Origin of the sequence: Leifsonia sp. Leaf336 (assembly GCF_001423695.1) — a bacterium.
Taxonomy (GTDB): Bacteria; Actinomycetota; Actinomycetes; order Actinomycetales; family Microbacteriaceae; genus Leifsonia.
In genome coordinates, this window is the sequence record NZ_LMOZ01000002.1 from 657,001 (window position 1) to 683,471 (window position 26,471).

General features: G+C 71.6%; 26 protein-coding genes. 23 read left to right on the top strand and 3 right to left on the bottom strand.

The window, feature by feature from the left end; genetic code table 11:
• Positions 1-43 precede the first annotated feature (43 nt).
• From pheS to ASF88_RS12030, 10 genes are all read left to right on the top strand, one after another.
• Positions 44-1,084, top strand: coding sequence for a phenylalanine--tRNA ligase subunit alpha (pheS, locus tag ASF88_RS11990; protein ID WP_055918515.1), 1,041 nt, complete (start codon positions 44-46; stop codon positions 1,082-1,084).
• Positions 1,084-3,627, top strand: coding sequence for a phenylalanine--tRNA ligase subunit beta (pheT, locus tag ASF88_RS11995; protein WP_055918519.1), 2,544 nt, complete (start codon positions 1,084-1,086; stop codon positions 3,625-3,627). The genes pheS and pheT overlap by 1 nt, the downstream gene beginning before the upstream one ends.
• 213 nt (positions 3,628-3,840) lie before the next feature.
• Positions 3,841-4,890 (top strand): N-acetyl-gamma-glutamyl-phosphate reductase, encoded by a 1,050-nt coding sequence (gene argC / locus ASF88_RS12000; RefSeq protein WP_055918522.1) that lies wholly within the window; start codon positions 3,841-3,843, stop codon positions 4,888-4,890.
• Positions 4,887-6,041 carry a bifunctional glutamate N-acetyltransferase/amino-acid acetyltransferase ArgJ gene (gene argJ, locus ASF88_RS12005; protein ID WP_055918524.1) on the top strand — a complete coding sequence of 385 codons (1,155 nt, stop codon included), beginning with the start codon at positions 4,887-4,889 and terminating at the stop codon, positions 6,039-6,041. The genes argC and argJ overlap by 4 nt, the downstream gene beginning before the upstream one ends.
• Before the next feature lies 1 nt (position 6,042).
• Positions 6,043-6,966 carry an acetylglutamate kinase gene (gene argB, locus ASF88_RS12010; RefSeq protein ID WP_055918527.1) on the top strand — a complete coding sequence of 308 codons (924 nt, stop codon included), beginning with the start codon at positions 6,043-6,045 and terminating at the stop codon, positions 6,964-6,966.
• Complete coding sequence (locus ASF88_RS12015; protein WP_055918530.1) at positions 6,963-8,183, top strand: acetylornithine transaminase; 1,221 nt, start codon at positions 6,963-6,965, stop codon at positions 8,181-8,183. Before argB ends, ASF88_RS12015 begins: the two co-directional genes overlap by 4 nt.
• 45 nt (positions 8,184-8,228) lie before the next feature.
• On the top strand, positions 8,229-9,164 hold the full coding sequence (gene argF, locus ASF88_RS12020; protein ID WP_055918535.1) for an ornithine carbamoyltransferase: 936 nt from the start codon (positions 8,229-8,231) through the stop codon (positions 9,162-9,164).
• Positions 9,161-10,609, top strand: coding sequence for an argininosuccinate lyase (gene argH / locus ASF88_RS12025; protein WP_055918538.1), 1,449 nt, complete (start codon positions 9,161-9,163; stop codon positions 10,607-10,609). The genes argF and argH overlap by 4 nt, the downstream gene beginning before the upstream one ends.
• Positions 10,609-10,731 carry a hypothetical protein gene (locus ASF88_RS21060; RefSeq protein WP_268765649.1) on the top strand — a complete coding sequence of 41 codons (123 nt, stop codon included), beginning with the start codon at positions 10,609-10,611 and terminating at the stop codon, positions 10,729-10,731. The genes argH and ASF88_RS21060 overlap by 1 nt, the downstream gene beginning before the upstream one ends.
• A 1-nt stretch (position 10,732) precedes the next feature.
• Complete coding sequence (locus ASF88_RS12030; RefSeq protein WP_055918541.1) at positions 10,733-11,362, top strand: DNA-3-methyladenine glycosylase; 630 nt, start codon at positions 10,733-10,735, stop codon at positions 11,360-11,362.
• A 92-nt stretch (positions 11,363-11,454) separates the two neighbouring features.
• On the opposite strand, the gene ASF88_RS12035 is transcribed toward ASF88_RS12030, so the two are convergent.
• Together ASF88_RS12035 and ASF88_RS12040 are read right to left on the bottom strand one after the other, a co-directional pair.
• Positions 11,455-12,054 (bottom strand): hypothetical protein, encoded by a 600-nt coding sequence (locus ASF88_RS12035; RefSeq protein WP_055918544.1) that lies wholly within the window; start codon positions 12,052-12,054, stop codon positions 11,455-11,457.
• Positions 12,055-12,109: 55 nt separating this feature from the next.
• On the bottom strand, positions 12,110-12,724 hold the full coding sequence (locus tag ASF88_RS12040) for a hypothetical protein (RefSeq protein WP_055918546.1): 615 nt from the start codon (positions 12,722-12,724) through the stop codon (positions 12,110-12,112).
• Positions 12,725-12,859: 135 nt separating this feature from the next.
• Between ASF88_RS12040 and tyrS the strand changes: the two genes are divergently transcribed.
• From tyrS to xerD, 9 genes are all read left to right on the top strand, one after another.
• Positions 12,860-14,191, top strand: a complete 1,332-nt coding sequence (gene tyrS, locus ASF88_RS12045; protein ID WP_055918550.1) for a tyrosine--tRNA ligase — start codon at positions 12,860-12,862, stop codon at positions 14,189-14,191.
• Positions 14,192-14,218: 27 nt separating this feature from the next.
• Positions 14,219-14,407: a hypothetical protein gene (locus ASF88_RS12050; RefSeq protein ID WP_055918552.1), complete on the top strand. Its 189-nt coding sequence runs from the start codon at positions 14,219-14,221 to the stop codon at positions 14,405-14,407.
• Positions 14,400-15,191 carry a TlyA family RNA methyltransferase gene (locus ASF88_RS12055; protein ID WP_055918556.1) on the top strand — a complete coding sequence of 264 codons (792 nt, stop codon included), beginning with the start codon at positions 14,400-14,402 and terminating at the stop codon, positions 15,189-15,191. The genes ASF88_RS12050 and ASF88_RS12055 overlap by 8 nt, the downstream gene beginning before the upstream one ends.
• A gap of 75 nt (positions 15,192-15,266) precedes the next feature.
• Positions 15,267-16,538: a hypothetical protein gene (locus ASF88_RS12060; protein WP_055918559.1), complete on the top strand. Its 1,272-nt coding sequence runs from the start codon at positions 15,267-15,269 to the stop codon at positions 16,536-16,538.
• 101 nt (positions 16,539-16,639) lie between these two features.
• On the top strand, positions 16,640-17,566 hold the full coding sequence (locus ASF88_RS12065) for an NAD kinase (protein WP_055918562.1): 927 nt from the start codon (positions 16,640-16,642) through the stop codon (positions 17,564-17,566).
• Positions 17,559-19,283, top strand: a complete 1,725-nt coding sequence (gene recN / locus ASF88_RS12070; protein WP_082518925.1) for a DNA repair protein RecN — start codon at positions 17,559-17,561, stop codon at positions 19,281-19,283. Before ASF88_RS12065 ends, recN begins: the two co-directional genes overlap by 8 nt.
• A gap of 96 nt (positions 19,284-19,379) precedes the next feature.
• The gene (locus ASF88_RS12075) at positions 19,380-21,119 is read left to right on the top strand and encodes a CTP synthase (protein ID WP_200935299.1); all 1,740 of its coding nucleotides are present in this window, start codon (positions 19,380-19,382) and stop codon (positions 21,117-21,119) included.
• Positions 21,119-21,769 carry an NUDIX domain-containing protein gene (locus tag ASF88_RS12080; RefSeq protein WP_055918569.1) on the top strand — a complete coding sequence of 217 codons (651 nt, stop codon included), beginning with the start codon at positions 21,119-21,121 and terminating at the stop codon, positions 21,767-21,769. Before ASF88_RS12075 ends, ASF88_RS12080 begins: the two co-directional genes overlap by 1 nt.
• Entirely contained in the window at positions 21,766-22,671 is a 906-nt protein-coding gene (xerD, locus tag ASF88_RS12085) for a site-specific tyrosine recombinase XerD (protein WP_055918571.1), read from the top strand. Before ASF88_RS12080 ends, xerD begins: the two co-directional genes overlap by 4 nt.
• Here the strand turns inward: xerD and ASF88_RS12090 are convergent.
• Positions 22,653-23,165 (bottom strand): GNAT family N-acetyltransferase, encoded by a 513-nt coding sequence (locus ASF88_RS12090; protein ID WP_055918574.1) that lies wholly within the window; start codon positions 23,163-23,165, stop codon positions 22,653-22,655. The genes xerD and ASF88_RS12090 overlap by 19 nt on opposite strands.
• 136 nt (positions 23,166-23,301) lie before the next feature.
• Between ASF88_RS12090 and ASF88_RS12095 the strand changes: the two genes are divergently transcribed.
• Genes ASF88_RS12095 through ASF88_RS12110 form a run of 4 tightly spaced genes read left to right on the top strand, consistent with a single transcriptional unit; the run spans position 23,302 to position 26,445 of the window.
• Complete coding sequence (locus tag ASF88_RS12095; protein ID WP_055918577.1) at positions 23,302-24,201, top strand: ParA family protein; 900 nt, start codon at positions 23,302-23,304, stop codon at positions 24,199-24,201.
• Entirely contained in the window at positions 24,185-25,078 is an 894-nt protein-coding gene (locus tag ASF88_RS12100; RefSeq protein WP_442915026.1) for a segregation and condensation protein A, read from the top strand. Before ASF88_RS12095 ends, ASF88_RS12100 begins: the two co-directional genes overlap by 17 nt.
• Positions 25,068-25,682, top strand: coding sequence for an SMC-Scp complex subunit ScpB (gene scpB, locus ASF88_RS12105; RefSeq protein ID WP_055918581.1), 615 nt, complete (start codon positions 25,068-25,070; stop codon positions 25,680-25,682). Before ASF88_RS12100 ends, scpB begins: the two co-directional genes overlap by 11 nt.
• On the top strand, positions 25,672-26,445 hold the full coding sequence (locus tag ASF88_RS12110; protein ID WP_055918584.1) for a pseudouridine synthase: 774 nt from the start codon (positions 25,672-25,674) through the stop codon (positions 26,443-26,445). Before scpB ends, ASF88_RS12110 begins: the two co-directional genes overlap by 11 nt.
• The last annotated feature ends 26 nt before the right edge of the window (positions 26,446-26,471 follow it).

The window sequence follows — 26,471 nt, forward strand, 5'->3', positions numbered from 1 at the left end:
TCCGCCGACTAGCCTCCACCTCCGCCGACTAGACTGGGGAACCGTGTCTGAATCCACCGAAATCACCGAGGAGTCCGTCGAGTCGGCCGTCGCGGCGGCGCTCGCCGCGATCGACGCCGCGGACACCTCGGACGCGCTGAAGGCCGTCCGCCACGACCACACCGCGGAGGGTTCGCCGCTGGCTCGGCTGAACGCCGCCATCCGCTCGCTTCCCGGCGACCAGAAGGCCGCCGCCGGCAAGCTCGTCGGCGGTGCGCGCGGCCGCGTGAGCCAGGCGTTCGCCGCCAAGGAGGCCGACATCGCGGCCGCGGAGGACGCCGCCCGGCTGGCCGCGGAGGCCGTGGACGTCACCGCCCTCCCGAGCCGGTGGACCCCCGGCGCACGGCACCCGCTGAGCCTGCTGCAGGAGCGCATCGCCGATGTCTTCGTCGGGATGGGCTGGCAGGTCGCGGAGGGGCCGGAGCTCGAGAGCGAGTGGTACAACTTCGACGCCCTCAACTTCGACGCCGATCACCCGGCGCGCGCGATGCAGGACACCTTCTTCGTCGAGCCGACCGACTCGCACCTGGTGCTGCGCACCCACACCTCCCCGGTGCAGCTGCGCGCGCTGCTCGGCAACGAGCTGCCGGTCTACCGCATCGCCCCGGGCCGGGTGTTCCGCACTGACGAGTTCGACGCGACGCACCTCCCGGTCTTCACCCAGGTCGAGGGCATCGCGGTCGACAAGGGGCTCACGATGGCGCACCTGCGCGGCACGCTCGACCACTTCGTCAAGGCGCTCTTCGGCGACGAGGCGCGCGTGCGCCTGCGGCCCAACTACTTCCCGTTCACCGAGCCGAGCGCCGAGCTCGACCTCTGGCACCCGACCTTCAAGGGCGGCGCCCGCTGGATCGAGTGGGGCGGCTGCGGCATGGTGAACCCGAACGTCCTGCGCTCCGCGGGCATCGACCCGGAGGTGTACTCCGGGTTCGCGTTCGGGATGGGCGTCGAGCGGGCGCTGATGTTCCGCAACGACGTCAAAGACATGCGTGACATGGCCGAAGGCGATGTCCGGTTCTCCCAGCAGTTCGGAATGGTGGTCTGATGCGCGTCCCCCTGAGTTGGCTCGGCGAGTACGTCGACCTCGAGCCGGGAACCACGGCCGAGGAGGTCCACGCCGCCCTCGTGTCCGTCGGTCTCGAAGAGGAGGACGTCCACACCTTCGAGATCAGCGGCCCGGTGGTCGTCGGTCAGGTGCTGGACTTCGTGGAGGAGCCGCAGAGCAACGGCAAGACCATCCGCTGGTGCCAGGTGCGTGTGGCGGCTGACGGCGAGAAGGCTGCCGACGGCGGTGACCCCGTGCACGGCATCGTCTGCGGCGCCCGCAACTTCTTCGTGGGCGACAAGGTCGTGGTGACCCTTCCCGGCTCCGTGCTGCCCGGGCCGTTCCCGATCGCCGCGCGCAAGACCTACGGTCACGTGTCCGACGGCATGATCGCCTCCGCGCGCGAGCTGGGGCTCGGCGACGACCACGAGGGCATCCTCCGGCTGTCGACGCTGGGTCTCGACCCCGAGGTCGGCGCCGACGCGATCTCGCTGCTCGGGCTCGACGACACCGCGGTGGAGGTCAACGTGACCCCCGACCGCGGCTACGCGTTCTCGATCCGCGGCATCGCCCGCGAGTACTCGCACGCGACCGGAGCGGCGTTCCGCGACCCCGCGGAGGCCGTCCACGTGCACTCCGCCGGCGCGCACGCGCACGGTTTCAGCGTCACCATCGACGACCGCGACCCGATCCGCGGTCGCGTCGGCGCGAGCGTGTTCGTGACGCGGGTCGTCCGCGACGTCGACGGCTCCCGGCCGACTCCGCCGTGGATGGTCGCGCGCCTCAAGCTCGCCGGCATCCGCTCGATCTCGCTGATCGTCGACATCACGAACTACGTGATGCTCGAGCTCGGCCAGCCGATCCACGGCTACGACCTCGACAAGCTCGCCGGCGGCATCGTCGTGCGCCGCGCCCACCCGGGCGAGACGCTCGTGACGCTCGACGACCAGACCCGCACGCTCGACGTGGAGGACCTCCTCATCACCGACGAGTCCGGCGCGATCGGTCTCGCCGGCGTGATGGGCGGCGCGTCGACCGAGATCGGCGAGGGCACCAGCAACGTGCTCGTGGAGGCCGCCAACTTCGACCCGGTGTCGATCGCGCGCACCGCGCGCCGTCACAAGCTTCCCAGCGAGGCCTCAAAGCGATTCGAGCGCGGCGTGGACCCCCGTGTGGCGGTCGCGGCCGCCGCTCGCGTGGTGCAGCTGCTCGAGCAGCTCGCGGGCGGCCACGCCGACGAGCTGGGCTCACTGCTCGACACGGCGGAGGACGCCGAGCCGATCCGGCTGCCGAACGACTACATCCCGAATCTGATCGGCGTCGATTTCACCGACGACGAGGTGCGCGGCGCTCTCGCCGAGATCGGCGGAGCGGTGACCGGGGACGGCGACGCGCTGCTGGTGGTGCCGCCGAGCTGGCGTCCCGACCTGCGCGACAAGTCCGACCTGGCTGAGGAGGTCGCCCGCATCGTCGGGTTCGACCGCATCCCGTCCGTGCTGCCGGTCGCGCCTCCCGGGCGTGGGCTGTCGCGCGCGCAGAAGCTGCGCCGCGGTGTGGCGCAGATGCTCGCCGACAACGGCGCCACCGAAGTGATGGCGTTCCCGTTCGTCTCGGAGGCCCAGAACGACCTGTTCGGGTCGCCGGAGGCCGGCGGGGTTGCCGCCGTGCGGCTGGCGAACGCGCTCGACGCGACCACGCCGTACCTCCGCACGTCGCTGCTGCCGGGACTCCTCGACACCGCCAAGCGCAACCTCGCGCGCGGCCTGGTCGACCTGCGGCTCTACGAACTCGGCACGGTCTTCCTGCCGACGGGCGCCCAGCTCGGAAGCGCGGAGCTGCCCCCGGGCGCCGCCCTGCCGAGCGATGACCTGCTCGCGGGCCTCAACGCGGGCATCCCGGCGCAGCCGCGCCACCTCGGCGGCCTCATCCTGGGCAACGTGGTGGAGAAGCAGCCGGGCCAGGCCCCGGTCGCGGCGGGCCTTGCGGATGCTCTCGCGGCGGTCCAGCAGACGGCCACCGCCGTCGGCGTGACGATCGAGCCCGTGCAGAGCCGGCACCAGGCGCTGCACCCGGGGCGCACCGCCCAGCTGGTGGCGCACTCGGCCGACGGGCCGCGGGTGGTCGTCGGCTACGCCGGCGAGCTGCTGCCCGCGATCTCCGAGGAGCTCGACCTGCCGCGCGTGGTCGCGCTCTACGAGCTCGACCTCGACGCGCTGATCGCGGTCGCCCCCGCGGACATCGTCGCGGGTGTCATCGCCGGGTTCCCGGCTGCGACGCAGGACCTCTCGCTCGTCGTGCGCGACGAGGTGCCGGCCGGCGAGGTGCTGGCGGCGGTGCGCGACGGCGCAGGGGAGCTGCTGGAGGACATCCGGCTCGTCGACGACTACCGCGGCGCGGGCCTCCCGGTCGCGCACAAGAGCCTGACCTTCGCCCTGCGCTTCCGCGCCGACGACCGCACGCTCACCGCCGCGGAGGCCAGCGAAGCGAAGCTCGCCGGCGCCGCCCGCGCCGAGGAGCTCTACGGAGCGCACATCCGCGAGTAGCCTCGGCCTCCCTCTGCTGTGTGACGGCGCCGATTTGGCGGCGGCCGGGGAGAGGGCGGTAGGGTTGCTGCATGCTTAACGTCGGTGCCACCTCGATGCGCCGACGCCTGCGCGACCGCCGAATCTAGGCGGCGTTCGGGCGACCCTTGGCGGGTCGGACATGGGCGCCGCCGGAGTCTCGGCCCCCTGTCGTCCACTCATCAAGGAACAAGCATGACTTTCTCGGTTGCCGTCGCCGGTGCCTCCGGGTACGCGGGCGGCGAGCTGCTGCGCATCCTCGCCGATCATCCCGATTTCGAGATCCGCACCGTCACCGCCCACCAGAACGCCGGACACCCGCTGGTCGCGCACCAGCCCCACCTGCGTTCGCTGGCCCACCTCACCCTCACCGACAGCACGGCGGAGAACCTCGCGGGCCACGACGTCGTCTTCCTCGCCCTCCCGCACGGCCGGTCCGGGGAGATCGCGGCGCAGCTGCCCGCCGACACCCTGGTCGTCGACGCGGGTGCCGACCACCGGCTGGAGGACCCGGCCGACTGGGCCGCGTTCTACGGCGGCGAGTATTACGGATCGTGGGCGTACGGCGTCCCCGAGCTGATCGTCGGCGCCGACGGCGCCAAGCAGCGGTCGAACCTCGCCGGCGCGACCCGGATCGCGGCCCCCGGCTGCAACGCGAGCGCGGTGTCGCTCGCGCTGGCCCCCGGCCTCCACGCGGGCGTCATCGACGAGCAGGACATCGTGAGCGTCCTCGCGGTCGGCCCGTCGGGCGCGGGCAAGTCGCTCAAGACGATGTACCTCGCGAGCGAGATCCTGGGCTCCGCCAACCCGTACGCGGTCGGTGGCACGCACCGGCACATCCCCGAGATCCAGCAGAACCTGCGCAAGGCCGGCGCGAGCGCGCCGACGCTGTCGTTCACGCCGGTGCTCGTGCCGATGTCGCGCGGCATCCTCGCCACCTCCACCGCCCGAGTGAAGCCGGGCGTGACGGCGGCGCAGGTGCAGGAGGTCTGGGAGGCGGCCTACGCCGACGAGCCGTTCGTGCACGTGCTGCCGGCCGGAACGGTGCCGCGCACCGCCGATGTGCTCGGCGCCAACACCGTCCTGATCGGTGTCGCCCTCGACGAGGCCGCGGGCCGGGTCGTAACGGTCCTCGCGATCGACAATCTGTACAAGGGAACGGCCGGAGCGGCGATCCAATCCGCGAACATCGCCCTCGGCCTCGCCGAGACGACCGGTCTGAGCGTGAACGGAGTCGCACCATGAGCGTGACAACAGCGAAGGGGTTCGCGGCTGCCGGTGTCGTCGCCGGGCTCAAGTCGAGCGGCAAGCGCGATCTCGCGCTCGTGCAGAACCGTGGCCCGCTCACGGCGGCGGCGGCGGTGTTCACCACCAACCGCTGCCAGGCCAATCCGGTGATCTGGAGCAAGCAGGTCATCGCCGACGGCGTGGTCTCGGCGATCGTCCTCAACTCCGGAGGCGCGAACTGCTACACGGGCTCGCAAGGCTTCCAGACCACCCACACGACGGCGGAGGCGGTCGGCGAGGCGCTCGGCGTGTCCGCGGGCGACGTCCTGGTGTGCTCGACCGGTCTGATCGGCGAGCAGCTCGACGTCGCCAAGCTCACGGCCGGCGTCGCCCAGGCGGCGACGGCGCTCGCGGGCGACTCCGGGCTCGGCGCGGCGGAGGCCATCATGACCACCGACACGCGGCCGAAGCAGGCGGAGCAGCGTTCCGCCGCGGGCTGGGCGGTCGGCGGCATGGCCAAGGGAGCCGGCATGCTGGCGCCCGGCCTCGCGACGATGCTCGTCGTCATCACGACCGACGCGATGCTCGACTCCGACCAGCTCGACGCCGCCCTCCGCTCCGCGACGCGGGTGACCTTCGACCGGCTCGACTCCGACGGCTGCATGTCGACCAACGACACCGTGGCGCTCCTCGGCTCCGGCGCGAGCGGCGTCACCCCCGACCTCGACGAGTTCACGCTCGCTCTCACGGAGGTGTGCCGCAGCCTCGCGAAGCAGCTGCAGGAGGACGCGGAGGGCGCCTCCCACGACGTCACGATCGAGGTCGTCAACGCGCACACCGAGGACGACGCCGTGACCGTCGGCCGGGCGGTGTCGCGCTCCAACCTGTTCAAGGCGGCGATCTTCGGCAACGACCCCAACTGGGGCCGCGTGCTCGCTGCGGTCGGCACGACCGACGCCGAGTTCGACCCGTACGGCATCGACGTCGCGATCAACGGCGTGCAGGTGTGCACGGCGGGGGAGCCCGACCAGCCGCGCGACCTCGTGGACCTGACCCCGCGCGCCGTGCACGTGCTCATCGACCTCCACGCGGGCGACGAGAGCGCCGCCATCCTCACCAATGACCTGACCCACGACTACGTGCACGAGAACAGTGCCTACTCCAGCTGAGATGACGACGACAGACGACACTGCAGACGCGGCCGCCGAGGCGGCCGAGCACGCCGACGCCGCGGCGAAGGCCGCGACCCTGATCGAGTCGCTTCCGTGGCTGAAGACCTTCCACGACCGCATCATCGTCGTGAAGTTCGGCGGCAACGCCATGGTGAGCGAAGACCTCCAGCGCACGTTCGCCGAAGACATCGTCTACCTGCGCTACGCCGGTCTGCGTCCCGTCGTCGTGCATGGCGGAGGCCCGCAGATCTCGGCCATGCTCGACCGGCTGGGCATCGACAGCGAGTTCCGGGGCGGCTACCGTGTCACGACGCCGGAGGCCATGGACGTCGTCCGCATGGTGCTGACCGGTCAGATCAACCGTGACATCGTGAGCAACATCAACAAGCACGGCCCGCTCGCCGCCGGGCTCTCCGGTGAGGACGCCGGGCTCTTCCAGGGCCGCAAGCGCGGAGCCGTCGTCGATGGAGAAGAGGTCGATCTCGGCCTCGTCGGCGACGTGATCGGCGTGAACCCGGAGGGAGTGCTCGCCCAGCTCGACGCCGGGCGAATCCCCGTGGTCTCCTCGATCGCGCCCGACATCGACGACCCCGGTCAGTCGCTCAACGTCAATGCCGACGCCGCGGCCGCGGCGCTCGCCGTCGCGCTCGGCGCCGCCAAGCTGGTCATCCTGACCGATGTCGCCGGGCTCTACAGCGACTGGCCCAACCGCGACTCGCTGCTGTCGAAGATCGCCGCGCCCGAGCTGCGCGAGCTGCTGCCGGCGCTCGAGTCGGGCATGATCCCCAAGATGTCGGCCTGCCTCGATGCGGTCGACGGCGGCGTGCCCAAGGCTGCGATCATCGATGGACGCGTGGCGCACTCGATCCTGCTCGAAGTGTTCACGCAGTCCGGAATCGGAACGGAGGTGGTGCCCGCATGAGCGCACGACTCGCAGGCGACACGGGAACGGTCACCGGAGGGCGCTGGAAGCTGCGCTTCGGCGACGCCATGATGCGCACGCTCGCCACGCCCAAGGTGATGCTGGCGCGCGGGGAGGGCTGCCGGGTCTGGGACGTCGACGGCAACGAGTACCTCGACTTCCTCGCGGGCATCGCCGTCAACTCGCTCGGCCACGCCCACCCGGTTCTGGTGGAGGCCGTGAGCAGCCAGGTGGCCACGCTCGCGCACGTGTCCAACTACTTCTCCACCGCGCCGCAGCTGGAGCTCGCCGAACGCCTCCGGTCGATCACCGGCGCCGGCGAGCAGGGGCGCATCCTGTTCGGCAACTCCGGTGCGGAGGCCAACGAGGCGGCGTTCAAGCTGGCCCGCCTCAACAAGGGACCCCACGGCAAGCGCACGCGCGTCCTGGCGCTGCACAACGCGTTCCACGGCCGCACCATGGGATCGCTCGCCCTCACCGGCAAGCCGCCGATGCGCGAGGCGTTCGAGCCGCTGCCGGGAGGTGTCGAGCACATCGACTCGACCATCCACGCGCTGGAGGCCGCGATCGACGACCGGGTCGCCGCCCTGTTCGTGGAGCCGATCAAGGGCGAGGCCGGCGTGCTCGACCTGCCGGAGGGCTTCCTGCAGCGTGCGCGCGAGCTGACCGAGCAGCACGGCGCCCTCCTCATCATCGACGAGATCCAGACCGGCGTCGGCCGCACCGGCCGCTGGTTCGCCTACCAGCACGCCGACATCCTCCCGGACGCGATCACCGTCGCGAAGGGCATCGCCGGCGGCGTCCCGATCGGCGCGCTGATCACCTTCGGGCGTGCGTCGGAGCTGTTCACGCAGGGCCAGCACGGGTCGACGTTCGGCGGCAACCCGCTCGCCACGGCGGCCGGCAACGCCGTGATCGGCGAGATCGAGCGCGCCGACCTGATCGGCAACGCGGCACGCCGCGGGGAGGAGCTGCGCGCCATCCTGCGCTCGTACGACTCGCCCCTGATCGGCGACATCCGCGGCGCCGGCCTCCTGATCGGCGTGGGGCTCACCGACGGGGAGGCGCACCGCCTCTCCGACGCCGCCCTCGCCCAGGGGCTCATCATCAACGCGCCCAACGAGTCGAGCCTCCGTCTGGCGCCTCCGCTGATCGTCGGCGACGCCGAGCTCGCGGAGTTCCGCGAGAAGTTCGGCCGCGCCCTCGCCGCCCTCTGACCTCCCCTCCCGCACGCGCCGAGCAGGCGCAGACCAAGGACCACGATGACCCGTCACTTCCTCCGCGACGACGACCTCAGCCCGACCGAGCAGCTCGAGGTGCTCGAGCTGGCCGCACGGCTGAAGGCCGACCGCTTCTCGGCGAAGCCGCTCGCCGGCCCGCAGAGCGTCGCCGTCATCTTCGACAAGACCTCGACCCGCACGCGCGTGTCGTTCGCGGTCGGCATCGCCGACCTCGGCGGCAGCCCGCTCATCATCCAGAGCGGCGAGAGCCAGCTCGGCGGCAAGGAGTCGCTGGCCGACACCGCCCGCGTGCTCGAGCGCATGGTCGCCGCGATCGTCTGGCGCACCTACGCCCAGGCCGGCCTGGAGGAGATGGCGGAGGGCACCAGGGTGCCGGTGGTCAACGCCCTCTCGGACGACTTCCACCCGTGCCAGATCCTCGCCGACCTCCAGACGGTCCGTGAGCACAAGGGCGGAACGGCCGGCCTCACGCTCGCGTTCTTCGGCGACGGCGCCAGCAACATGTCGCACTCGTACCTCCTGGGCGGTGCGACCGCCGGCATGCACGTGCGCATCGCCGCGCCGGCCGCATACGCGCCGAGCGAGGCGGTGGTGGCCGACGCCCGGGCGATCGCGGAGCGCACAGGCGGCTCGGTGTCCGTGCTCACCGACGCTCGGGAGGCGGCGGCGGGCGCCGACGTGGTCATCACCGACACGTGGGTGTCGATGGGCAAGGAGGACGAGAAGGCCGAGCGCGTCGCTGTCTTCGGCGACTACACGGTCGACGCCGGCCTGATGGCCCTCGCGGCGGACGACGCGGTGTTCCTGCACTGCCTGCCGGCCTACCGCGGCCTGGAGGTGACCGCCGACGTGATCGACGGCCCGCAGTCGGTGATCTGGGACGAGGCCGAGAACCGCCTCCACGCCCAGAAGGCCCTGCTGGCCTGGCTGCTGAACAAGAACGAGGAGGCCGCATGACCGCGGACGGTGTGGGCAAGACCGACGAGGGCAAGCTCTGGGGCGCCCGCTTCGCCAGCGGACCGTCGGCCGAGCTGGCCGCGCTCAGCAAGTCGACGCACTTCGACTGGGCGCTGGCGGCCTACGACATCGCCGGCTCCCGCGCCCACGCGCGCGCCCTGGCCGCTGCCGGCTACCTGACCGACGACGAGCTGGCCGGCATGATCGCGGCCCTCGACTCCCTCGACGCCGACGTCGCCTCCGGAGCGTTCGTGGCGGCCGAGAGCGACGAAGACGTGCACGGAGCGCTGGAGCGCGGCCTGATCGAGCGCGCTGGCGCCGACCTCGGCGGCAAGCTCCGCGCCGGACGCAGCCGCAACGACCAGATCGCCACGCTCGTCCGGCTCTACCTCCGCGACCACGCGGGTGTCATCGCCGAGCGCCTGATCGCCCTGGTCGACGCGATCGCGGCCCAGGCCGACGCTCACCCCGCCGCCGTCATGCCCGGCCGCACGCACCTGCAGCACGCCCAGCCGGTGCTGCTCGCGCACCACCTGCTCGCGCACTGCTGGCCGCTCGTGCGCGACCTGGAGCGCCTCGCCGACTGGGACCGCCGGGCCAACGTGTCGCCGTACGGCTCCGGCGCGCTCGCCGGTTCCACCCTCGGGCTCGACCCGCAGCTCGTGGCCCGCGAGCTCGGCTTCGCCGCCAGCTCCGAGAACTCGATCGACGGAACCGCTGCGCGCGACGTGGTGGCGGAGTTCGCCTTCATCGCCGCGCAGATCGGCGTCGACCTGTCGCGCTTCGCCGAGGAGATCATCCTCTGGAACACGCGCGAGTTCGGGTTCGTGACCCTCGACGACTCCTACTCGACCGGGTCGTCGATCATGCCGCAGAAGAAGAACCCCGACATCGCCGAGCTCGCGCGCGGCAAGGCGGGGCGTCTGATCGGCAATCTGACCGGCCTTCTCACGACGCTCAAGGGCCTCCCGCTCGCGTACAACCGCGACCTCCAGGAGGACAAGGAGCCGGTGTTCGACTCGGTGCAGACCCTCGAGGTCGTGCTGCCGGCGTTCGCCGGCATGGTGGCGACGCTGCGCTTCCACACCGACCGGATGGCGGAGCTCGCGCCGCAGGGGTTCTCGCTGGCGACCGACGTGGCCGAGTGGCTGGTCAAGCAGCACGTGCCGTTCCGGAACGCGCACGAGATCACCGGCAGCCTGGTGAAGTTCGCCGAGGACAACGGGCTGGAGCTGAGCGACGTGACCGACGAGCAGCTGGCGGCCGTGTCGCCGCTGCTCACGCCGGAAGTGCGCTCGGTGCTGACGGTCGAGGGCTCCGTGGCCAGCCGCGCCGGCGTCGGCGGCACGGCTCCCGACCGGGTCGCCGACCAGCTGGCGACGCTGACCGAGCGGGTCCGCACCCTCACTCAGACGCTCGCCGCGACCCGCCGGGACCTCGGCTGATGGCCGGGCAGGCCGGCCGTCACCGGCCCGGGTGGCTCATCCCGGCGATCGTCGTCGTCGCTGTCGTCGTGATCGTCGTCGGGCTCATCGTGACCGTCGTGGCCGGCGGCCGCGTCTTCTGACGTGACGCTCTACCGCCCTGGTCGCGACGCCCTCCTGGCGTCGTCGCTCGAGGTCGCACCCCGGCTGCTCGGCGCCGTGCTCCGGCACGAGACGGACGAGGGTGCGGTCGCGGTGCGCATCACCGAGGTGGAGGCCTACATCGGCGACGGGCTCGATCCCGGCTCGCACGCCTTCCGCGGGCGCACCAAGCGCAACGCGGTGATGTACGGCGAACCGGGGTACCTGTACACCTACTTCACCTACGGGATGCACGTGTGCGCGAACATCGTGTGCTCGCCCGAAGGGGAGGCCTCCGCCGTTCTCCTGCGCGCGGGGGAGGTCGTCGAGGGCGCCGAGCTCGCGCTGCATCGTCGCCCGGGGCCGTCCGGTCGCGTGGTGGCGGCGCGCGATCTTGCGCGAGGGCCGGCACGACTGGTGGTGGCGACGGGCATCCGGCTCGCGGACGACGGCGCCGATCTGTTCGCGCCTCCGTTCGACCTCCAGCTGGCGAGCGTGCAGCCCGAGTACGAGACCGGACCGCGCACCGGCGTCTCGGGCGCGGGAGGCGGGCTCGCGTTCCCCTGGCGCTACTGGATCCCCGGCGATCCGACGGTGTCGCCCTACAAACGCCACCCCAAGTCGCACGACTGAGCGCCCCTCTCATGCCGCCGAAGGGCACGTTGTTGTCCCTTTCGAGCGCCGAAAGGGACAACAACGTGCCCTTCGACTCGGCGCGCGGCGGGTCAGCCGGCGGCGAAGCGGAAGAGGCCGGCGCAGACGCAGGCCCAGATGAGGCTGACCAGCGTGCCGATGATGAACCGCTCGCGGGCCTCCGGCGCCTCCAGTTCGGTGAAGCGGCCGACGCCCTTGATCGCGATCAGCACGCCGAGCGCCTCGGGGAAGCCGGCCATGATCGCACCGGTGGTCGCGAACCGCTCGAGGAAGCCGATGGTCGTGCCGCCGCGCAGCACCTCCCTGGTCTCCTCCACCCCGCTCACGCGGTCGTGGACGACGATGCCGCCGTGGATGCCGGGGACCGCCGTGCTGCGCGTGGCGAGGGCGAGGGTCAGCTGGGCGGCCGGCCCGCCGCCGATCACGCTCAGCACCAGGGCGACGATGCCGATCAGCACCCGGAAGATCAGGGGAGCGCCCTGCTGCGGGATCGCGACCAGGAGGAACGCGAGGGCCAGCAGTCCCGCCGCCGTGTAGACGAGCGGGCGCCGCGGGGTGCGCAGGGTGGCGATCACGCAGCAGACGGACGCGATGGCGACCACCAGCGCGAGCGCCCACAGCGCGATCGGCAGTGCGGTCGCGAAGAACTGGGTCAGAGGCAGGGCGGTCATGCGGCTCACGTTCGGTCGGCGGTCGGTCTGTCGGAGGTGCGCGGGGCGGCGGCGGTCATCCGGTGCTCGTGGCCTGGGCGGCGTCGGCGCTCTGCAACAGCCTAACCAGGGCGGGCTGCGCCGCCAGGTCGGCGCGCAGCCCGGCGGCGCGGGCGCGGTCGCTGGCCGACTGGGGGGTGATGCCCAGCCGGGCTCCGGCCTCCGCTTGGGTCAGTCCGGATGAGACGAGGTCGTACAGCTCCCAGCCCGCCTCGCTGCGGCCCGCGCGCAGGGTGAGCAGGAGGCCGATGAGCGCCTCCACGTCGGCGGCCGGCTGCGGGGCGGCGATCGCGGTCGCGGCGAATCGGGTCGGGGCGCGCTTGGCACGGGTCACGGCCTCCCGAGCGGCGACGAACGCGTCGCCTCCCGCCTCCCTCGTGTGCGAGGGGAGCGGCGTGCGGACGCCGCCGATTCCGAGGCCGACGCTCCATGCGTCGCCCCGGGCCAGGGTCGTCACGATGTCGAAGGCAGTGTCCGCGTCGGCGGTGAGGGCCTGCAGCTCGTCGCCGGCGTTGCGGTCGACCGGGAGCAGGAGCCGGTCGCCCGAGCGCTCGTTGAGCCCGGCGAGCACCGGTGCGACGATGTCGGGTCGGCCGCGACTGTCGACCTGGTCGGCCGTGATGACGAACATGGCGCACCCTCCAATCAGGGCTGATAACCTGATCGTGATGATATCAGGGTTTCGGACCTGACTCAAGGATTATCAGGAACTCAGACCTGAGCGCTGGATCAAGCCCGATGAACGCCCGCTGCTAGCCTGGGGGACGTGCCAGAAACCGCCGCAGCCGCAGAACGGAGCAGCGCAGAGCAGAGGCTCAGCGCGCAGACCAACGACCCGACGTTCGCCGACGTCTGGGACGAGCTCGAATGGCGCGGACTCGTTCACGTCTCGACGGACGAGTCGGCGCTCAAGGAGCTCCTCGCCGGCGACCCCATCACTTACTACTGCGGTTTCGACCCCACGGCGCCGAGCCTCCACCTGGGCAACCTGGTGCAGCTCGTGCTGATGCGTCGCCTCCAGCTCGCCGGCCACCAGCCCCTCGGGCTCGTCGGCGGGTCCACCGGCCTCATCGGCGACCCGCGGCCGACCGCCGAGCGCACGCTCAACACCAAGGAGACCGTGTCGGAGTGGGTCGGCTACCTGCAGCAGCAGGTCACCCGCTTCCTGTCCTCCGAGGGCGAGAACGCCGTGCGCCTGGTCAACAACCTCGACTGGACGGCGCCGCTGTCGGCGATCGACTTCCTGCGCGAGATCGGCAAGCACTTCCGCGTGGGCACGATGCTCAAGAAGGACGCCGTCGCCGCGCGCCTGAACTCCGACGAGGGCATCTCGTACACCGAGTTCAGCTACCAGATCCTCCAGGGGCTGGACTTCCTCGAGCTGTACCGCCAGTACGGCTGCGTGCTGCAGACCGGCGGCAGCGACCAGTGGGGCAACCTCACCAGCGGCACCGACCTGATCCGCAAGGTGGAGGGCGCGCACGCGCACGCCATCGGCACCCCGCTCATCCTGAACAGCGACGGCACCAAGTTCGGCAAGAGCGAGGGCAACGCGATCTGGCTCGACGCGAAGCTCACCAGCCCGTACCGCATCTACCAGTTCTGGCTCAACGCCGACGACGCCGACGTCATCGATCGCCTCAAGGTCTTCACGTTCCTGCACCGCGACGAGATCGAGCGTCTGGAGCGTGCCGTGGCGGAGGAGCCGTTCCGCCGGGAGGCGCAGCGCCGCCTCGCCTACGAAGTGACGTCCCTCATCCACGGCGTGGACGCGACGGAGGCGGTCATCGCGGCGTCCGAGGCGCTGTTCGGGCAGGGCGATCTGGCCGGACAGGACAAGGGGACCCTCGAGTCCGCGCTGCGCGAGCTGCCCAACACGACGACCGCGGCCTCCACCACGATCGCTCAGGCGCTCGTGGACACCGGGCTCACCAAGAGCCTCGGCGAGGCGCGCCGCGCCGTCGCGCAGAGCGGCGTGTACGTCAACAACGCCAAGGTCGAAGACGCCGAGTCCGCGGTCGGCGATCACCTGCTCCCGGGCGGGATGGTCGTGCTGCGACGCGGAAAGAAGACGCTCAGCGGCGTCTTCGTCGAGTAGCGAGCGAGGCCGGGTAAGGTGTCGGGCATGCAGGGCGGATCGAACGCGGGCGACGGCGAGAGCCGGCCGACCACCGAGGAATCGGGCGACGGCCTCCTGGGGCTGCTCGACGTGATCGAGGAGCAGCCGTTGAGTGAGCGCGCAGCAGCGTACACGCAGCTGCACGCGGAGCTGTCGGCGCGGCTCGAGGGCGCCGACGCTCCTCGACATGGCTGAACGGCTCGACGTCGCCCTGGCCGCGCGCGGGCTCGCCCGGTCGCGGACGCACGCGGCGACCCTGATCGCGGCCGGTCTCGTGACGGTCGACGGTAGGCCGGTCGTCCGGGCCTCCGCCAAGGTCGGCGACGACCAGGAGGTCGTGGTCGCCGGTGCCGACCATTACGTGAGCAGGGGAGCGCACAAGCTCATCGCTGCCCTCGACGCCTTCCGCGTGGAGGTGTCCGGCCGGTTCGCGCTCGACGCGGGAGCCTCCACGGGCGGCTTCAGCCAGGTGCTGCTCGAGCGAGGCGCCCGGCGGGTGATCGCGGTCGATGTCGGTCATGGGCAGCTCGCGCGCGAGCTGGAGGGCGACCCACGGCTGACCTCCTACGAGGGCGTCAACGTGCGCGAGCTGACCCGCGCCTCGTTCGGGGCCCTCGTCGGAGCCGACGAGCGCCCCGAGCTGGTCGTGGCGGATCTCTCGTTCATCTCGCTCACCCAGGTGCTCCCGGCACTGCGGGAGGTCGCCGATGCGTCCGCCGACTTCGTGCTGCTCGTCAAGCCGCAGTTCGAGGTCGGCCGCGCGGGCGTGCGGGAGGGCATCGTGCACGACGCGGGACTGCGCGCGGACGCGGTGGGCGGCGTGCTGTGGAGCGCGTGGGATCTCGGGCTCGGAACGGCCGGCGTGATCGCGTCGCCGATCGCTGGATCGCACGGCAACCGCGAGTTCCTGGTGCACCTGACCGAGGGCGGCGCCAACCCGACCGACTGGCTGGAGCGGGTGCAGTCCCTCGCGGAGTGAATCCACGGGCGATCATTCGCCCGTGCGGGCGGCATCGGCGGATTCGCGGTCGATCGCGCGCTTATTCTCGGCCGGGTGCGCGCACTGTTCTCGGTTCTGATCGGTTACCTCGCGGTGCCGGTGCTCAACGCGGTGTCGCCACTCATCGCCCTCCCCGCCATCACGTCCGCGTACGGGAGCGGAGCGTGGGCCGCGATCGCCATCGGCCAGTCGCTGGGCGGCACCGCCGGCGTCATCATCGAGCTCGGCTGGGGGTTGAGCGGCAGTCAGCGGGTGGCGCGCATGTCGCCGCGCAACCGGGGGAGGGTGTTCGCGACCTCCCTCGTCACGAAAGGCATCGTCGCCGTCCCCGTGCTCGCCCTGGCCCTTCCGATCGCGTTCGTCCTCACACCGAGCTTCGGGGCGATCTCGGCTCTGATCGCCCTCGCGAGCGGGCTCGCCGCGCTGGGGGCCGGGTGGATCTTCGTCGGCATGATGCGGCCGCGGCTGTTCCTCCTCACCGAGGTGATGCCGCGCACCGTCCTGGTCGCGCTGTCCGCGCTCGCGATCTCGGCCGGCCTGCCGCTCGTGCTCTACCCGCTGGCGCTGCTCGTCGCCTCCCTGTCGCCCCCGGTGGCTGCAGCGCTCGTGCTGGGCACGCGGCCCGCGGACCTGCGGGCGCTCGGACCCCGCCGCATCCTCACGGTCATCCGTATGCAGGGCCACGCGTTGAGCACGAACATCTTCTCGTCCATCTACCTCTCGCTCGGCACGACGGTCGCGACGCTGGGCTCCGTCAACGCCACGCTGATCTACGCCTCCGTGGATCGCCTCAAACGCATGGTCCAGCAGGTCGTCCTGACGCAGCAGTACGTGCTCAAGGGCTGGGTCGGTCGGGAGATCGACCCGTCGCGGCGGATCGCCCGGGCCGTGCGCGCGACGCTGGTGACCGCGCTGGTCGGGGTGCTCTGCGGCATCGCCTTCGCCTTCGCCGCCCCCGTCGCCGCGGAGTTCGTCTTCTCCGGCACGGTCGACATCCCCCCGCTCGCCGCAGCGATCGCGGGAGCCAACCTCGCGGTGGTCTGCGCCAGCATGGCGACGGGTGCCGTGATGCTCGTCACGCTCGGGCGCGTCGGCGCCATCGCGCGCTCGGCGGCCGTCGGCGCGGTCATCGGGCTTCCGGCCATCTTCGTCGGTGCGCTCGTCTGGGACGGCACGGGGGCGCTGGCCGGCCAGCTGCTCGCCGAAGTCGCGGTCTTCGGAGTGCAGCTGTTCGCGATCCGCGCACGTCGGCGCGAACTGATCCGGTCGGGCCGCTGGGTCGTGGGCCCGCGGGTGCAGGAGGCCTCCACAGCCGCCCCGGAGTGAACGTTCTCCACAATTCCGGCGCCTCCGCACATTCGCCGCGCGAAAACCGACAGAATGGAGGGACGTAGCCAGAAGAATCGACGAACGCGTGAGGAGGCGACGTGACGGCATCGGGTGACGCGCAGCGATACATCCTCGTCGTGGCGCACACCGGTCGTCACGACTCGCTCGATGCCGGCGTGCAGGTCTGCCGGCAGCTCGTGGCCGCCGGTGTCGTCCCTGTGCTCAGCGAAGACGAACGGCGTGACTTGCTTGTCGCCGCTCCCGACCTGGACGCGGTCGCCGTGCTCGGCGACGAAGTGCGCGCCAGCGATCTCGAGCTGGTGATCGTGCTCGGAGGCGACGGCACGATCCTGCGCGCGGCGGAGCTCGTCCGCGGCTGCACGGCACCGCTGCTGGGGGTCAACCTCGGCCATGTCGGCTTCCTCGCCGAGAGCGAGCGCGACGATCTCGAGATCGCGGTCGCGCGCGGGCTCGCCAAAGACTACGAGGTCGAGGAGCGCATGACGCTCTCCGCGCGCGTGAAAGTCGGCAAAGAGGTCGTCTACGAGAGCTGGGCGCTCAACGAGGCCACGGTCGAGAAGGCCAGCCGCGAGCGGATGCTCGAGGTCGTCATCGAGGTCGATGGCCGGCCGATGTCGAGCTTCGGCTGCGACGGCGTCGTGATGTCCACACCGACCGGCTCGACCGCATACTCGTTCTCCGCCGGCGGCCCGGTGGTCTGGCCGGGTGTCGCCGCCCTCCTGCTGGTTCCGCTCAGCGCGCACGCGCTGTTCTCGCGGCCGCTCGTGGTCGACGCCGACTCGTCGCTGGCCATCGAGCTGCTCGACCGTGCCGGCGGGGAGGGCATCCTCTGGTGCGACGGCCGCCGGGCGTTCGACCTCCCGCGCGGCGCCCGCGTCGTGGTCCGCCGTTCGCCGATCCCCGTGCGGCTGGCCCGTCTGCACCAGGGGCCGTTCACCGATCGGCTCGTGCACAAGTTCGACCTGCCCGTGACCGGGTGGCGGGGGCCGGCCGGCCGTGAGTGACGTGCGTGGAGGCATCGAGGAGATCTCGATCCGCGACCTGGGTGTCATCGCCGACGCGTCCCTCCCGCTGGGAGCCGGCTTCACCGCCATCACGGGCGAAACCGGCGCGGGCAAGACGATGGTGGTCTCGGCGCTCGGGCTGCTGCTCGGCGAGCGCGCCGACACGGGCGCTGTGCGCGTCGGCAGCCCGCAGGCCTGGGTCGAGGGCCGCTGGCGGGTGGCGGGAGCGGGCGACGTGGTCGAACGCGTGCGCGACGCCGGCGGAGACGTCGACGAGCTCGGCGGGGGAGAGGCTGAGCTGGTGCTCAGCCGCTCGGTCTCGGCCGAGGGGCGCTCGCGCGCGGTCGTCGGAGGGCGGGGCGCGCCCGTCAGCGTGCTGACCGAGCTCGGTGGGCAGCTCGTCGTCGTGCACGGCCAGTCCGACCAGATCCGGCTGCGTTCGGCCGTCGCTCAGCGCGAGGCGCTCGACCGGTTCGCCGGCCCGCAGTTCGCCGAGCGGGTCGACACCTACGCCCAGGTCTTCCACCGCTGGCGCGACAACCGCTCCGAGCTCGACGAACTGGTCGCCGACCAAGAGCGCCGTGCCCGCGAGGCCGACGACCTCCGCGCCGCGATGGCCGAGATCGAGACCGTGGCGCCGCAGCCGGGAGAGGACGACGAACTCGCCGAGCGCGCCGAGCGCCTCACCAACCTCGAGGAGCTCCGTCTTGCCGCGGCGGGGGCGCGCGAGCTGCTGTCGGCCGAAGAGTCGGAGGGCGCCGACGCCCTCGGCCTGCTCGACAACGCGCGCCGCCAGCTGGAGCGCGTCGCGCCGCACGACGCCGAGCTGCGGCCGCTGGCCGACGCCGTCGCCAATGCCGGCTACCTCGTCTCCGACATCGCCGCGCAGCTCTCCACGTATCTGGCCGCGCTCGACACCGACGGCGCTCGTGAGCTGGAGCTCGTCCAGGAGCGTCGCGCCGAGCTCGCCGGGCTCGTCCGCAAGTACGGCCCGGCTCTCGACGACGTCATCGCGACGCTCGAGACCGGCAGCCTGCGCCTCCTCGAGCTCGACGGCGACGCCGACCGCATCCAGGAGCTCGCGCGCGAGGTCGAGGCCGATGCCACCCTCGTGGCCGAACTGGCCGCCGATCTCGGCGAGCGTCGGCGCGAAGCCGCGGAGCGCCTCGCCGAGGCGGTCTCCGACGAACTGTCCGCGCTGGCCATGCCCGACGCCCGGATCGTCGTGGAGGTCACCGAGCGCGAGGAGTTCACGGCCAGCGGCCGCGACCAGGTCGCCATCCTGCTCCGGCCGCACCCCGGCGCGGAGCCGCGGCCGCTCGGCAAGGGCGCGTCCGGAGGCGAGCTCTCCCGCGTGATGCTCGCTATCGAGGTGGTCATCGCCGGCACCGATCCGGTGCCCACCTTCATCTTCGACGAGATCGACGCCGGCGTCGGCGGGGCCTCCGCGATCGAGATCGGCCGCCGGCTCGCACGGCTGGCCGAGACCTCCCAGGTGATCGTCGTGACGCACCTCGCCCAGGTGGCGGCGTTCGCCACGAACCACCTCACGGTCGTCAAGGGCAGCGACGGCGCGGTCACGGAGTCGAGTGTGCGACGACTCGACGGCGACGAGCGCATCGCCGAGATGGCGCGCCTGCTGTCGGGCCTCCCCGACTCCGAGAGCGGCCTCGCCCATGCGCGTGAGCTGGTCGAGATGGCGGCCGCCGCTCGGTGACCTCCGACTCTCGTCGCGGAGGCCTCGTCGCGGCGGGCGCGTCGCGGTGGTCGCGCACGGTCGTCCCGTCAGCAGGTGATAAGCTACAAGCCCGTGGTGGATTATTCAGACGCGGGCCAGATCAACAGCAAAACCAACGGCACTACCAAGCACATTTTCGTGACAGGTGGTGTCGTTTCTTCGTTGGGGAAGGGCCTGACGGCGGCTTCCCTGGGCAACCTTCTGACGGCCCGCGGCCTCCGCGTGGTCATGCAGAAGCTCGACCCCTACCTCAATGTCGACCCAGGCACGATGAACCCGTTCCAGCACGGCGAGGTGTTCGTCACCGACGACGGTGCGGAGACCGACCTCGACATCGGGCACTACGAGCGGTTCCTCGACATCAACCTCGGCCAGTCCGCGAACGTCACCACCGGCCAGATCTACTCGAACGTCATCGCCAAGGAGCGCCGCGGCGAGTACCTCGGTGACACCGTCCAGGTCATCCCGCACATCACCGACGAGATCAAGCGCCGGATGCGCCTCCAGGCGCAGCCTGGACCGGACGGCGAGCCGGCCCCCGACGTGATCATCACCGAGATCGGCGGCACCGTCGGCGACATCGAGTCGCAGCCGTTCATCGAGTCGGCCCGTCAGGTGCGCCACGAGCTCGGCCGCAAGAACTGCTTCTTCGTGCACGTCTCGCTCGTGCCGTTCATGAACGCCTCCGGCGAGCAGAAGACGAAGCCCACGCAGCACTCCGTCGCGGCGCTGCGCTCCATCGGCATCCAGCCCGACGCCCTCGTGCTCCGCAGCGACCGCCCGGTGTCCGAGTCGAACAAGCGCAAGATCGCGCTGATGTGCGACGTGGACGAGCAGGCCGTGGTGAACGCGGTCGACGTTCCGAGCATCTACGACATCCCGACGATGCTGCACGACCAGGGCCTCGACTCCTACATCATCGACCAGCTCGGCCTCGACAAGGCCAGGGACGTCGATTGGCACGGCTGGGCGCGCCTCCTGGAGGCCGTGCACGACCCGAAGCACGAGGTCACCATCGGCCTCGTCGGAAAGTACATCGACCTCCCCGACGCGTACCTCTCGGTCACCGAGGCGCTCCGCGCGGGCGGGTTCGCCCACCGCACCAAGGTGAAGCTCAAGTGGATCCCGTCCGACGAGTGCCAGACCCCTGAGGGCGCTGCGCTGCAACTCGGCGACGTCGACGCGATCTGCGTTCCCGGCGGGTTCGGCGTGCGCGGCATCGAGGGCAAGGTCGGAGCGCTGCGGTTCGCGCGCGAGAACGGCATCCCGGCCCTCGGTCTGTGCCTCGGCCTCCAGTGCATGGTCATCGAGTACGCGCGGCACGAGGCCGGTCTGGCCGGAGCGTCGTCGTCGGAGTTCGACCCGGAGACCGAGTTCCCGGTGATCGCCACGATGGCCGAGCAGGTCGAGATCATCGCCGGCGGAGACCTCGGCGGCACGATGCGCCTGGGCCTGTACCCGGCGGCCCTCGCCGAGGGCTCCCTGGTCGCCGAGCTCTACGGCGCCCCGGAGGCCAGCGAGCGTCACCGTCACCGTTACGAGGTGAACAACAACTACCGCGAGCAGATCGCCGACGCCGGCCTTTGGTTCTCCGGAACCTCGCCCGACGGCCACCTGGTGGAGTACGTGGAGCTGCCGCGCGATGTGCACCCGTTCTACGTCGGCACCCAGGCGCACCCGGAGCTGCGCTCGCGGCCGAACCACGCGCACCCGCTGTTCGCCGGCCTGGTCGGCGCCGCGCTCGAGCGCCAGAAGGCCAGCCTCCTGTTCGAGGTGGCGCCGGAGGAATCCGAAGAACTGGTGACGGAGGCCTGATGGCCACCGAGGTCGGCGTGATCGGCGACGAGCCGTTCCGCCCGGAGGTCGTGTCGTCCGAGATCGTGTTCCACGGCAAGATCTGGGACGTCCGCCGCGACACCTTCCGCTACAACGGCGAGGAGATCACGCGCGAGTACGTCGACCACACGGGCGCCGTCGCGGTGCTCGCGCTCGACGACGACGGACGCGTGCTGCTCATTCGGCAGTACCGGCACCCCGTGCGGCACCGCGACTGGGAGATCCCGGCCGGCCTGCTCGACATCCATGGTGAGGAGCCGCTCGCCGCGGCCCAGCGCGAGCTGGCAGAGGAGGCCGACCTCCAGGCCGGGCAGTGGCATGTGCTGGCCGACATCTTCACCAGCCCCGGCGGCAACGACGAGGCGATCCGCATCTACCTGGCCAGGGACGTGCGCCCGACCGGTGAGGCGTTCGCCCGCGAGGCCGAGGAGGCCGACATCGAGGTCGCGTGGGTTCCGCTCGAGGACGCGGTGGACGCCGTGCTCCAGCGCCGCGCGCACAACGCGCCCCTGAGCATCGCCGTGCTCGGCGCCCTGGCCGCGCGCGAGCGGGGCTGGGCGACCCTCGGCGCCGCCGACGCTCCCTGGCCGAGCCACCCGAAACTGAGCACGTCGAGCGCCGAGGGATGACCCTGGAGGCGGACGTGGACGCCTACCTGAGGCATGTCGCCATCGAGCGCGGCCTCTCGGCGAACACGGTCGCCGCGTACCGGCGCGACCTCGCCGTCTACGCCGCGTGGCTCGCCGAGCAGGGCGTCGACGACGTTCGCGGGGTGTCCGGCGCGACCGTGTCGGGCTACCTCGCCCACCTCGGGTCGCGCGAGGAGTCGCCGCTGACCGCGACCTCCCTCGCCCGCATGCTGTCGACGGTGCGCGGGTTCCACCGGTTCCTGCTCGAAGAGGGCCGGGTGGAGGTCGACGCCGCGCGCGATGTGCGGCCTCCCAAGCTGCCGAGCACGCTGCCGAAGGCGATCAGCGTCGACCAGGTCGCCGCGCTGCTGGCGGCGACCGACGGCGACGAGCTCGACGACCTCCGCGACAAGGCGCTGCTGGAGCTGATGTATGCCACCGGCGCTCGTGTCAGCGAGGCGGTCGGGCTGAACGTCGACGACGTGATCGACACCGACGTGGTGCGCCTCACCGGCAAAGGGTCGAAGCAGCGCATCGTGCCGCTCGGCAGCTTCGCGCAGGCCGCCGTCGCCGCCTACCTGGTGCGCGCGCGCCCGGTGCTCTCGGCGCGAGGCCGGGCCACGCCCGCGCTCTTCCTCGGGATGCGCGGCGCCCGGCTGTCGCGCCAGAACGTCTGGCTGATCATCCGCGCGGCCGCGGAGCGCTCCAACCTCGGCATCGAGATCTCGCCGCACACCCTCCGGCACTCGTTCGCCACCCACCTGCTCGCCGGGGGCGCCGACGTGCGCGTCGTGCAGGAGCTGCTGGGCCATTCGTCGGTGGCGACGACGCAGATCTACACGCTGGTGACGGCCGATGCGCTCCGCGATGTGTACGTGTCGGCTCACCCGCGGGCGCGGTGACGCCCCCGCGGCGCCTTGCGGTAGAGCCAGACCAGTACCTTCGGCCCCTCGCCGGTGACCCGTGACGGCGTGAAGCCCAGCTTGTCCAGCACCCGGAACGACGGCGCGTTCCACCTCTCGACGGTCGCCCACAGCACGGGGATGCCGCTCTCGAACGCGGCGTCGGCGACCGCGGCCGCCGCCTCGGTCGCGTAACCACTGCCGACATGACGGCGCAGCAGCTCGTAGGCGAGTTCCGGCTGGGCGGCTGTCGCCCGCCCGATCACCAGGCCGCAGTAGCCGACGGCCTCACCGGTGTCGGCCACCTCGATCGTATAGAGGCCGAAGCCGACCTCCTCGGCCGCGTGGCGCTGAGCGTCGAGCCGGTCGCGCTCCTGGTCGAGCGGCAGCAGCTCGCGCGACGGGGTCTCGGCGATGAGCTCCCGGTTCCACTCGGCGTCCCGACCGTCGCGGAGGCGCAGGCGCAGACGTTCGGTGGTGAGCTCGGGCGGCATCGTCGGCACGCGCACAGCGTACGCCCTGAGGACCCGCCGCCGTCACGCCGACGTAGCCGTGAGCACGCGGATAGGATGGACGGAAGTGAACAGGCCTGCAACGGCCGCCGATCGACAGAGGACGAGGAACAGCCAGGTGACGCGCAACGACGAGGTCAGGACGGAGCTTCCCGGCATGGACACCGCAGCCCTCGCCGCACCGCTCGGACCCACCGGACGACCCCTGCGCGCGTTCCCGGCACCGGCCGAGCTGACCCAGCACGGGCCGGCCAAGATCGTCGCGCTGTGCAATCAGAAGGGCGGGGTCGGCAAGACCACGACCTCCATCAACCTCGGCGCCTCCCTCGCGGAGTACGGCCGTCGCGTGCTCGCCGTCGACTTCGACCCGCAGGGCGCCCTGTCGGCCGGCCTCGGAGCGCAGACCCACGACGTCACGACCATCTACGACCTGCTGCTGAACCGGCACGCCGACGTGCAGGAGGCCATCCAGTCGACCGGCACGCCCGGCCTCGACATCATCCCGGCGAACATCGACCTCTCGGCCGCCGAGGTGCACCTGGTCAACGAGGTGGCGCGCGAGCAGATCCTCGCCGGCGTTCTGCGCAAGGTCTCCGCCGACTACGACGTCATCCTGATCGACTGCCAGCCGTCGCTCGGCATCCTCACCGTCAACGCGCTGACCGCCAGCCACGGCGTCCTCATCCCGTTGGAGTGCGAGTACTTCGCGCTGCGCGGTGTCGCCCTCCTCATCGAGACCATCGACAAGGTGCGCGAGCGGCTCAACCCGGCGATCGAGCTCGACGGCATCCTGGCCACGATGTACGACTCCCGCACGCTGCACTCGCGCGAAGTGCTCGAGCGCGTCGTCGACGCCTTCGGCGACCGCGTGCTCGAGACCGTGATCTCGCGCACGGTGAAGTTCCCGGACGCGTCGGTCGCGGCCACCCCGATCACGCAGTTCGCGCCGGAGCACCAGGCGGCGGAGGCCTACCGCCAGCTGGCGAGGGAACTGATCTTCCGTGGCGCCGTCGCCTGACGACCTCCCCGCCGAACCCGCGGTGACGCCGAAGGGCACGTCGTTGTCACTTCCGGAGGCCGAAAGCGACAACAACGTGCCCCTCGCCGAGGCCGACAGCGGGTTCCGCGTCGCGGTGGGAACCTTCGAAGGGCCTTTCGACCTGCTGCTGTCGCTGATCAGCAAGCACGAACTCGACATCACCGAGATCTCGCTGAGCCGCGTCACCGACGAGTTCATCGCGTACCTGCGCCGGCTCGACGCCGACGAGAGCCTCGACGAGGCGAGCGAGTTCCTGCTCGTCGCGGCGACCCTCCTCGACCTCAAGATCGCGGGCCTCCTGCCGCAGGGCGAGCTCGTCGACGCGGAGGACGTGGCGCTGCTGGAGGCGCGCGACCTGCTGTTCGCGCGCCTGCTGCAGTACCGCGCGTTCAAGGAGGCCTCGGCCTGGTTCTCGGCACGGCTCGACACGGAGGCCGCTCGGCACGCGCGCACGGTGCGGTTGGAGGACAAGTACCGCCAGCGCACGCCCGAGCTGGTCTGGACCCTCACCGCCGACGATTTCGCGGCCCTCGCGACGCTGGCGATGACGCCGCGCGAGATCCCCGTCGTCGGGCTCGACCACCTGCACGCGCCGCTCGTGAGCATTCGCGAGCAGGCGGCGGTGGTGGTCGGGATGCTGCGCAGCGGCGATCAGCTGTCGTTCCGGCAGCTCGTCGCCGGCGCCGAGCAGAAGGGCGTCGTGATCGCGCGGTTCCTCGCCGTGCTCGAGCTGTACAGGCACGCGGCCATCGCGTTCGAGCAGCTGGAGCCGCTGGGCGAGCTGACGCTGCGGTGGACGGCCGAGCACTGGTCGGAGGAGAACCTGTCGAACCTGGGAGCGGATTATGACGGTTGACGGAACCGAGCTGGAGACCGAGCCGGCAGGCGTGGAGGACGCGCAGATCGAGCGCGCGCTGGAGGCGATCCTGATGGTCGCCGACGAGCCGATGAGCCTCGTGACGCTGGCGACGGCCGTCGGCGCGCCCGTCAAGCGCGTGCGCGCGGCCATCGACACGCTGGTCGCCGACTACGACGGCGAGGCCGACGCCGACGGGAGGCCGGGCGTGCGCCGCGGCTTCGAGCTGCGGGAGGTGGGCGGCGGCTGGCGCGTCTACGTGCGACCCGAGTTCGACGCCGTCGTCTCCGGCTACGTGCTGCAGCAGAACCCGACCCGGCTCTCGCAGGCCGCGCTCGAGACGCTGGCCGTGATCGCGTACAAGCAGCCGATCAGCCGCGGGGCCATCGCCTCCATCCGCGCCGTCAATGTGGACTCGGTGGTGCGCACCCTGCTCGGCCGCGGCCTCATCACCGAGCTGTTCACCGACAGCGAGACCGGCGCGATCAACTACGGCACGACCGACCTGCTGCTGACCCAGCTCGGCATCAACTCGGTCGACGAGCTGCCCAAGATCTCCCCGCTGCTGGCGGACGGCGCAGACGGGTTCGACGATGTCCGGTGACGCGGGCGGCGGCCAGGCCGCGCAGGGCGAGCGGCTGCAGAAGGTGATGGCGGCGGCCGGAGTGGCCTCCCGCCGCGTCTCGGAGGACCTGATCGTCGCAGGCCGGGTGACCGTGAACGGCCAGGTGGTCACCGAGCTCGGCCGGCGCGTCGACCCGGCGACCGACCGGGTCGCCGTCGACGGCACCGCGGTGCAGCTCGACACCTCCCGCCGCTACGTCATGCTCAACAAGCCGGTGGGCGTGGTGAGCTCGATGCGCGACGAGCAGGGCCGCCCTGATCTGTCCCGGTTCACGGCCGGCTACGCCGAGCGGCTGTTCAACGTCGGGCGGCTCGACGCCGAGACCTCGGGCCTCCTCATCCTCACCAACGACGGGGAGCTCGCCCACGTGCTCGCCCATCCCAGCTTCGGCGTGACCAAGACCTACATCGCGCGCGTGCGCGGCACCGTGACCCCCCAGACCATCGGGCGCCTGACGAAGGGCGTCGAACTGGAGGACGGCCCGATCGCGGCAGACAAGGCTCGGCTGCTGCAATCGCGCTCGGGCGGCGGCGACAGCCTCGTCGAGCTGACGCTGCACTCGGGCCGCAACCGCATCGTCCGCCGCATGATGGCCGAGGTCGGGCACCCGGTGATCGAGCTCGTCCGGCGGCAGTTCGGGCCGCTGCACCTCGGCACCCTGAAGATCGGCGCCATGCGCGACCTGACGAAGGACGAACTGGGCGCGCTGCTGACCATCTCGCGCGAGGGGGAGCGCAGCTGACGCGGCCGAGCGTGGCCGTGCCCACT

What these genes read in the sequence shown, in the direction of transcription:
- pheT (WP_055918519.1), top strand. Translation starts at nt 1,084, where the DNA reads ATGCGCGTCCCCCTGAGTTGGCTCGGCGAGTACGTCGACCTCGAGCCG.
- argC (WP_055918522.1), top strand. Translation starts at nt 3,841, where the DNA reads ATGACTTTCTCGGTTGCCGTCGCCGGTGCCTCCGGGTACGCGGGCGGC.
- argJ (WP_055918524.1), top strand. Translation starts at nt 4,887, where the DNA reads ATGAGCGTGACAACAGCGAAGGGGTTCGCGGCTGCCGGTGTCGTCGCC.
- argB (WP_055918527.1), top strand. Translation starts at nt 6,043, where the DNA reads ATGACGACGACAGACGACACTGCAGACGCGGCCGCCGAGGCGGCCGAG.
- ASF88_RS12015 (WP_055918530.1), top strand. Translation starts at nt 6,963, where the DNA reads ATGAGCGCACGACTCGCAGGCGACACGGGAACGGTCACCGGAGGGCGC.
- argF (WP_055918535.1), top strand. Translation starts at nt 8,229, where the DNA reads ATGACCCGTCACTTCCTCCGCGACGACGACCTCAGCCCGACCGAGCAG.
- argH (WP_055918538.1), top strand. Translation starts at nt 9,161, where the DNA reads ATGACCGCGGACGGTGTGGGCAAGACCGACGAGGGCAAGCTCTGGGGC.
- ASF88_RS21060 (WP_268765649.1), top strand. Translation starts at nt 10,609, where the DNA reads ATGGCCGGGCAGGCCGGCCGTCACCGGCCCGGGTGGCTCATCCCGGCG.
- ASF88_RS12035 (WP_055918544.1), bottom strand. Translation starts at nt 12,054, where the DNA reads ATGACCGCCCTGCCTCTGACCCAGTTCTTCGCGACCGCACTGCCGATC.
- ASF88_RS12040 (WP_055918546.1), bottom strand. Translation starts at nt 12,724, where the DNA reads ATGTTCGTCATCACGGCCGACCAGGTCGACAGTCGCGGCCGACCCGAC.
- ASF88_RS12050 (WP_055918552.1), top strand. Translation starts at nt 14,219, where the DNA reads ATGCAGGGCGGATCGAACGCGGGCGACGGCGAGAGCCGGCCGACCACC.
- ASF88_RS12055 (WP_055918556.1), top strand. Translation starts at nt 14,400, where the DNA reads ATGGCTGAACGGCTCGACGTCGCCCTGGCCGCGCGCGGGCTCGCCCGG.
- ASF88_RS12080 (WP_055918569.1), top strand. Translation starts at nt 21,119, where the DNA reads ATGGCCACCGAGGTCGGCGTGATCGGCGACGAGCCGTTCCGCCCGGAG.
- xerD (WP_055918571.1), top strand. Translation starts at nt 21,766, where the DNA reads ATGACCCTGGAGGCGGACGTGGACGCCTACCTGAGGCATGTCGCCATC.
- ASF88_RS12090 (WP_055918574.1), bottom strand. Translation starts at nt 23,165, where the DNA reads ATGCCGCCCGAGCTCACCACCGAACGTCTGCGCCTGCGCCTCCGCGAC.
- scpB (WP_055918581.1), top strand. Translation starts at nt 25,068, where the DNA reads ATGACGGTTGACGGAACCGAGCTGGAGACCGAGCCGGCAGGCGTGGAG.
- ASF88_RS12110 (WP_055918584.1), top strand. Translation starts at nt 25,672, where the DNA reads ATGTCCGGTGACGCGGGCGGCGGCCAGGCCGCGCAGGGCGAGCGGCTG.